Source organism: Pseudophaeobacter sp. C1-32P7, from assembly GCF_041008775.1.
Lineage (GTDB): Bacteria > Pseudomonadota > Alphaproteobacteria > Rhodobacterales > Rhodobacteraceae > Phycobacter > Phycobacter gallaeciensis_A.
Genome location: NZ_JAXGFR010000046.1, coordinates 1 through 7,751 on the forward strand (window position 1 = coordinate 1; position 7,751 = coordinate 7,751).

Genomic DNA, 7,751 nt, shown 5'->3' on the forward strand with positions numbered 1-7,751 from the left:
CTTCATTGTAAGCCGACCAGTTCGTGGTCTTATACTTCGTAGGGGCCCAACTGCTCATACCTTCCAGCTATCACGCTGGATTCACGCAGTGAATCCCTCACCCGATTTGCGCAACAAGGCCCAACATATTCCAAAGCCAAAGGGTAGTGAAACCCACTCGCCTCGACATCGGAAACGCCCTGACTTTCACGGATCGCCCCTATTACTTCATTCTTCTGATCCAAGTACTTTCTTGCAGGACGAAACTCAAAGAGTTTACAAAATGCCTCGATCGTGGAATCCTCGTACGTCAAGTCATCGAGTAATGAGTGCGCTGTTCGCGGCTTGCCTTTGGGGGCCTTTTCATAACTCATAAATCTCTTGAAATCGATGCAATTTAAAGGACTTAATGATAAGCCAATTTCTTTATAGTGGCCATAGAGGATGTATTTGCGGCCGCTCCTATCTTCCTCTTTCAGTTTATTGAAATGATCAAACAGCTTGAATAGTGGGGCGCGCAAGGTCGACGCCGTGAGTTTTTGCGCTTCGCAGTACTTGACCTGATGGTAAGCAGTCTCGGTATGAGAGTAGAGATCGAAATCTTCCACTCCTTCAACAACGACTTTGTCATCAAGGCCCGCACTCAAGATACCAAGTAACGCGGCGTCAAGTTGATAGAAATAACCCCTTATTGAAGCGGTGGCTTCACGCTCCTCGTCAACTTCAACCATCCAGAACTCCTAACCTCTGTAGAGTTGTGGTACCTACATTCTGCACAATCAAAATGCGAGTGGTAATCTCGTCCGTAGCACCTGACATCGCCATTGAGCAACCGGAAACCGCCGGTCGTATCAATCATGTAAAGAGCCAGCCAAAGTAATCAGATGAATGTCTGCTGTCGCAGCCTGGCGATGGCGTGCGTGCAAATGGGGCGAAAGTTGGGGAACCCCCCGCTTGCCTGGAGGTTCTGATGCTGCAGTAGAAAAGGCCATGTCCGCTTCGGGCTGACAACTGCCCTTTAACTCGCAGGTTCTCAGACAGAATTTCTTAATCCTCCCTGGCTAGGCTCACCTCTGGGAAAACGATATCTGACCGCTCTGGCCCTATGCGTTGGGACTGAGCCGGGCGGAGTGTTGCGTTGCAGGTGCAACACACTGCTTCAGCAGTAATCTGGTACTTGGGGTGTTTGCGATGTCAACAAGTCAAGAGGTTAAGTCAGATGCGCTATCACGGCTCATCGCCGAGCACGTGCGTGACAGTATTATCCTGATGGATGCCCTAGGTCGGGTTGTTTGGGTTAACCCAGCCTTTACCGAACTCAATGGTTACGCCTTGGAAGATGCGCTGGGTAAAAAACCTTCGGAGTTGCTGTTCGGCTCCGCGACCACGCTGGAGAGCAGTAAGGCACTTGCCAAGGCTACCTCGGAACGGAGTGTCATCCAGGTTGACGTTGTCACCTATAAACAGAGTGGGCAGACCTACGTAGCTGAAACCAAACGCATTCCAATTGTTGATCACGATGGAGAGCTGATTCATCTTGTTGATATTCAGCGAGATGTTAGCGAAGAGCGAGCGCTCAAACAGGATAGCATTGACTTCAAAGCCTATCAGCGTGCGCTAGATCTGCAGGCGATTGTTTCGGTTACGGATGCACGGGGAAAAATTACCTTCGTAAATCCCAAATTTACTGAAATCAGTGGCTACAGCGCGGAAGAGCTCATCGGTAAGACCCACCGTATCGTGAACTCCGGGTACCATGACAGATCACTCTTTGTGGAAATGTGGCGGACGATCCGAAGAGGAGAAACCTGGCATGGTGAGGTGTGTAACCGTAACAAGGCAGGAGATATCTATTGGGTCGACACCACCGTTGTACCAGTTCAAGGCCCAGACGGTAAAATTCTACGCTATGTGTCGACCCGGTATGACATAACCGACCGGAAACGGTCAGAACTTGAGCTTGAGCGCCTCGCCCTTACTGACGGCTTGACCGGACTAGCCAACCGCACCCGGTTCTTGTCCATGCTGAAGGAACTGCTCGCTACAGAGGACGGTTGCGGCCTGATTGCACTGATCGACCTTGATCACTTCAAGGTGCTCAATGACAGCAAAGGTCATTTCATCGGCGATCTGCTTCTAAAAGAGACAGCCTCGCGCATGAAAGAATTCGTCGGCAAGTATGGGACTGTCGCACGGCTAGGCGGTGACGAGTTCGGCGCAATAATACATTGCGATGCCGTAGCATGCGCGCCGAAAGCCTTTATTGATACCATGCATAAGAAGCTGAGCGAACCTACATCGCTTGAAGGGGCTCCATATGTCCCTTCGTTTTCACTAGGGGTAGCTCAGTACCCGCAGGACGGGGCGTCCGCGGAAATGCTTTTGACCAATGCCGACATCGCGCTTTACGACGCGAAGCGAAACGGACGCGGTGCGTGGCGGTTTTTCGACTCTTCGGCACAAAAGCGCATTGATCATAGAGAGCGCCTTGAGGCCATTGTGGTGGATGCATTGGCGAACGAGGGCTTCACTATTGCATTGCAGCCGATCTGTAGTGTCACGAAACAGGAACATGTGGGTTTTGAGGTGCTGGCCAGATTGTTCCATGATGGGATATTCGTGCCGCCGGATCAGTTCATTCCGGTCGCCGAGGAACAGGGTCACATCCCTGCAATCGGTAGGCTGGTTCTTGAGAAGTCATTTGCCTTCTTTGGTGAAATGAAAAATCATGGCCTGCACCCCGGAAGGCTGGCTGTCAACGTATCACCTGCGCAGTTCCGCGAACCGGGATTCGCAGAAGAAGTTCAGGACCTGTTGTTTCGGTATTGCATTGCTCCGACGGACCTTGTTCTGGAGATCACAGAGACTGCACTAATCGGACGCTCCAAAGAACTCGTGGAGAAAACTCTGTGCCGATTGCGCGCAATGGGCATCAGCATATCTCTGGATGATTTTGGAACGGGGTTTTCGTCTCTTTCTCATTTGCGCGACTTTTCCGTTGATGAAATTAAGGTCGACAAAAGCTTCGTTCAGGATTTGGAAGCTTCGGCCGGAGACCGCGCACTTATCAAGGGCTTGGTAGAACTTGCGCATTGCCTGGATCTAAGCGTAGTGGCTGAAGGCGTGGAGACGCTGGCGCAATTCGAGTATGTCCGCGACCTTGGCGTCGATTTTGCACAGGGTTTCTTCCACGCTCGGCCACTCTCACCTCGCGAGGCGGAAGAGTTCTTATCCCAGTCACAAACCTCCAGCATGCTTCAGATCGGGTAAATGCTGTGCCAGCGGATTGCTAGAAAACTAGTAGAGCCGCCAGATCACCGTGCGAAGCAAAAAACGAGCGGATTAGTATAGCAGAGCGTCGGTCAACGGAGTGGAGACTCGGCAGCTCTTTGACTGCCGTTTCGCTATGCGCCCCTTGCCGCATCGCCGCAGGCCTGGTTGGAGCCCGAACCGGCCTAACCTGATTCGACACCTCTTCGGGGTTACTTGATCCGGCGTTTCATCAAGAAATAAATTGTTTAGCTTTTTGTGCTTGAATACATCATCGAACTTCTTTTCTGACAAAACTGGCTTCCCATGCACCTTATCCGTTCGTTCTTCGAGAAGGCTTTGAACAAAAAAGGCCTGAATCTGGTTCACGACAACGATGTCCCGTTCGGTGTAGATTGGACGCTAGACATCGCGGCTTTAAGGGAGACTGAAAGGACGCGATTTGTCGCCCTTGATGTAGGGGCTAATACTGGTCAGACACTTCAAGCCTTAGCCAACCGGTTTCACAACAGACAGATATTTTGCTTCGAGCCTGTAAAGAATACCTTTGCCGCATTGCAGACCAAAGCGGCAGGTTATGAGGGCGTCGAGGTCTTTCACACGGCAATGAGTGATAAGGTCGGCACTATTGAAATGCTGGCCGAGGGAACAAGCGGGCTGAACAGGGTCTTGGAGGCGGATGTACCTGGCGGCTCCCAACAGCGAATCGAAACGGTGCATGCCACCACCGTAGATCAGTTCTTGGCGGAGCGGCAGTTGTCCAGGATCGGTTTGCTAAAGATTGACGTAGAGGGTTATGAGATGAACGTTCTGCGCGGCGCGCAGCGTGCTATTGCCAGCCGCAGCATTGATTTCATCCTGTGTGAATGCGAATTTCAGGACCGACCCGGCGAACCGCACGGTGACTTCTTTGAAATATTTTCTCACCTTACCCAGCAAGGCTTGCGATTGGTCTCAGTATACACGGGCGGAGTGGATCAAAATGGCTGGCGCTTCGGCGACGTTCTATTCAGGCTTGAACAATCTGAAAATGGAGCATTCATGAATGCTCCGCGCAGCATTTTGGCCAAACGTTGATATCGCATTTTGTTCTCTGATCAGTTGATAACGACCTTCAACGCTCCGCGTCGGCGTATCCGATGACAAATTGATTTGGACAGCCGCAAAATTTCAAAGAAAAATCGGTTTAAGTTTCCAGATAGGTACAGCTGTTTTGCCAACGGCAGAATATATGGCGCTCGAGGGTCATCTGATCACGACTTGAACAGCCGCAAAGTCCGCATCCCCGCCGTTCGAAGGTGGTCGGCGGCTGCAACTGCGGCGAAGGTCCGCTCTTGGCAGTGCGCCTGCGGCACGGATCGCCTGCCATGTCGCCAGATCCGCCGAGTTTGTAAAGGTCACTTTCTGCGCTTCGGTACTCTTTGTGCTGGCTACAGCTTTCGGACCAGTGCGCCGGAGTGTTTGAGCGTCCGCTATTGGGAAGTTGGCCCAAACCTTTGCACCTGCGGCGGCCCCTGCGCCGCGTCTGGCGCGACTGGCAGCTTCGGGCTGTGAGCGGACGTATATTGCACCAATTGGACCCGACGGCAAATACTGAGCGCTCAGAGCAATCAGAAGCGCGCCCAAAGCCCTTGCGGGGAAAAGCGCAGGCCGTGTTCTGCCTAGGGGCCGATCTACCCGGACATCTGGAGTGTCCAGTTGGTGGATTTAAACGAACTCGAAATAATCCCAGATCTGCCCCTGCAGCACAGTTTGGTCGAAACTGATGGTGATGGCATCACCGCTTGTGCCAAAGCCGATTTCGAAATTGCCACTACTGGAATCCCGGGTGACATGAATGCCTTGCGTGGCCATTGCAGCTTCTATTTCAACGGCGCTTGCCGTTGAGGTGTCAACATCGACACCAAATCCCTGCAGGCGTAGGATATCGCCGCCGAAACGCTGCATAGTGATGAGATCGGTGCCACCCGCTACGTTCTTCTCGAAAATGAACAGGTCAGCGCCGCCGCCGCCCTGCAGGAAGTCATCCCCACGCCCGTCTATCAGTGTGTCATTGCCAAAGCTTCCAGAGAGCGTGTCATTGCCACTCCCGCCAATCAAGCGGTCGTTGCCCTCACCGCCTTGCAAGACATCCGATCCACGGCCGCCGGACAAGACATCCCTGTCGCCGCCGCCCTGAAGCCTGTCGTTGCCGCCACCACCAATCAGCCGGTCATTCCCGTCATCACCGCTCAGCACGTCACGGCCGCCGCCTCCAGATAGCTTATCCTTACCAGCCCCTCCTTCCAACGTGTCCTTGCCAGCCTGACCGAACAGCCTGTCATTGCCACTGCCACCAAGAATTTCGTCGTTCCCGCGCCCGCCTTTCAGAATATCCCGGCCACCCAGACCTTCGATGATGTCAGCCTGAGACGTGCCGTTATAACGGTCGCGCCCGCTGGTGCCGGACCAGCCGTCTTCGATTGCGAACTCACCATTCACCAAAGGGTTCAGGGCAGTGAGATCCTGCTCGGTCCAGTTCTCGACAAAATCTTTTACCGTCGGTCCCTCGCCGTTGAAATCGATGGTTATGCGATAGGCGTGCGGCACAATGACCGTCACTTCTTCGATCTCGATATTCGCTGTGCTCTCAACCCAGGCGACGTTTTCGTCGGCTTGCGACAAGGTCAGAGGGTCAGGCCAGTCGCCAATGAAATCAGCTGTGACCGATCCCGTGGCATCACTGTAATATGTTAGGCGAAAGACCCCCTCGGGCAGAAATGTTGCCGGAGTGGTTTCGGCCTGTCCAGTCAGGTAGTTTGTGTCTGATAAACCAAAATCAAACCTGGCGCCGCCACCGGCAAAGAATTTCAGATCTACATCGGCAAATGTGTATTCAATCAGGCCATTCAGGTCCTGAAGCGTGACCTCAACTGTCATGCGTATAAAATCCTGTCAAACTAGGTTACCGTAAACACTCAGAAAAAGAATTCGTCGCAATCCGAAGATACGGGCATTAAGCTGTCTAGCCAAACGCTTTTTGACTGTAAGAAGGCTCAAACTTCCATAGACACCGAGCTGACGGCGAACATGACCGCGGCATAGGCAGCGCAGAGCTTCTTTGTTGTACCTGTGCAACTTCAAGCATGAGGACCGAGATCTCGCACCTGTTTGGCTTCCCACGCGTCACTCGGCTCACTGCAATGACCGCGATGGGCTGGAAGCGGCTACTCCCGGTCCTTGGAGCGAATGTCGGCTCTGGAAACGACCGCGTCCGTCCGCACCGCGTTGCGACCACTACTTTGCAAAGACGGGCAACAGCGCAAATCTGGCAATGTTGAAGGCCCTGCCCAACTAGGGACAAAGCACCACACCACCGCCTCAAAGCAGCCCAAACCGGAGCTCGAAGTTCGAGGTGATCAGCTCGGCCGCATCCGTCGCTCCGCCCGAGGAGACGATGTATTTCAGCGCCACCTCATCAAATCGGAAGGCTGGGAAGATCTCGCGGACCTCTGGGCCGTCATTGATCGACAGGATGATCTTGCCGCGGATCCCGGCCAGCTGGTCGGCCATCGCCTGGAAGCGATCGCGCTCAAACATGCCCTTGCCGTTTTAATCAAGCTTGACTCAAGTGGCCTGTTTTGCGCTGATATGTACAACCCTATGTTGTTGATTGGTTGAAAGCATGGCGAACGCCCCTAAGGGACTATACGATATCCCAGTCGAGCTTTCATGCCCGCACTGCAGCGATGGCATCAAGCAACCATTGCGACGGGAACAAGACGGGACTTTTGAGTGCTCGTGCCCGTCCTGCCAACGCGACATCCAGTTTCATGACGATCAAATCATCCGAGCGCTCCTCGAACATGGCAATAAACTTGATGCGCTGCGCTGAACGTTGGGAAAGTGGTAGGGTAAGTTTCCCTGCGCAGGATGCATCAGTAACGCACACAATCAAATAGCATTTTACGCAACCACAAATCGCCGACCTGTCGGCCAACTACTTCATCTTCCAAAACACCTAACTGCGGCGCGCGTCTGCGACAGACACCGGAGGTCTGGTAAACGCCGTTCCATAAATAGAATAAGGCCCCGCCAGATGGCGGGCCTTGTCTTTTCGTGATCGCCCTACTTTACGCCGAGTTCCGCCAGCTTACCAACCACCAGACGGCGCAGCACCGCCTCACTGGGCCGCAGCTGCGCGATGGCATCAGGCACCGACTCGCGGGCATAGGTGACGGCCTGCTCGACCAGCACATCCTTTCCGGCGTCGGCTCCGTCCTCGATGGCGGCGCGGATACCGCTCATCAACGCGCTGTGCAGGGCCTCGCGGTGGCGGGCCTCGATCTCAAGGCCGAAGCGCTGCTTGGCCACCTGCGCAGCGCCGCCGATCAGAACGGTAAGGAGCAAGCTCAGGCCACTGATCAGCGCGGGCTGAAGCTGTTGCAGAATGTCATTCCAGTTCATGGGTTAGTCCTCTGTTTTAAAGTGGGAAGAAAACGGCCGGCGGATTAGTCCGCCAG

6 protein-coding genes are annotated in these 7,751 nt (G+C 53.7%); 2 read left to right on the forward strand and 4 right to left on the reverse strand.

Features of this window, described 5'->3' with window-relative positions:
• Nucleotides 1-29: 29 nt before the first annotated feature.
• A complete protein-coding gene (locus tag SM763_RS23550) occupies nucleotides 30-710 on the reverse strand; it encodes a hypothetical protein (RefSeq protein ID WP_368999956.1) in 681 nt (226 codons plus the stop codon).
• A 460-nt stretch (nucleotides 711-1,170) separates the two neighbouring features.
• On the opposite strand from SM763_RS23550, the gene SM763_RS23555 reads away from it, so the two are divergent.
• Nucleotides 1,171-3,249 (forward strand): putative bifunctional diguanylate cyclase/phosphodiesterase, encoded by a 2,079-nt coding sequence (locus tag SM763_RS23555; protein ID WP_368999958.1) that lies wholly within the window; start codon nucleotides 1,171-1,173, stop codon nucleotides 3,247-3,249.
• 306 nt (nucleotides 3,250-3,555) lie between these two features.
• Nucleotides 3,556-4,326: an FkbM family methyltransferase gene (locus tag SM763_RS23560; RefSeq protein ID WP_368999960.1), complete on the forward strand. Its 771-nt coding sequence runs from the start codon at nucleotides 3,556-3,558 to the stop codon at nucleotides 4,324-4,326.
• A 630-nt stretch (nucleotides 4,327-4,956) separates the two neighbouring features.
• On the opposite strand, the gene SM763_RS23565 is transcribed toward SM763_RS23560, so the two are convergent.
• The 3 genes from SM763_RS23565 to SM763_RS23575 all read right to left on the reverse strand — a co-directional run bounded on the left by SM763_RS23565 (nucleotide 4,957) and on the right by SM763_RS23575 (nucleotide 7,695).
• Nucleotides 4,957-6,168 carry a calcium-binding protein gene (locus SM763_RS23565; protein WP_368999962.1) on the reverse strand — a complete coding sequence of 404 codons (1,212 nt, stop codon included), beginning with the start codon at nucleotides 6,166-6,168 and terminating at the stop codon, nucleotides 4,957-4,959.
• Between the two features lie 441 nt (nucleotides 6,169-6,609).
• On the reverse strand, nucleotides 6,610-6,828 hold the full coding sequence (locus SM763_RS23570; protein WP_368999964.1) for a hypothetical protein: 219 nt from the start codon (nucleotides 6,826-6,828) through the stop codon (nucleotides 6,610-6,612).
• A gap of 528 nt (nucleotides 6,829-7,356) precedes the next feature.
• Nucleotides 7,357-7,695 carry a hypothetical protein gene (locus SM763_RS23575; protein WP_368999965.1) on the reverse strand — a complete coding sequence of 113 codons (339 nt, stop codon included), beginning with the start codon at nucleotides 7,693-7,695 and terminating at the stop codon, nucleotides 7,357-7,359.
• Nucleotides 7,696-7,751: the final 56 nt, after the last annotated feature.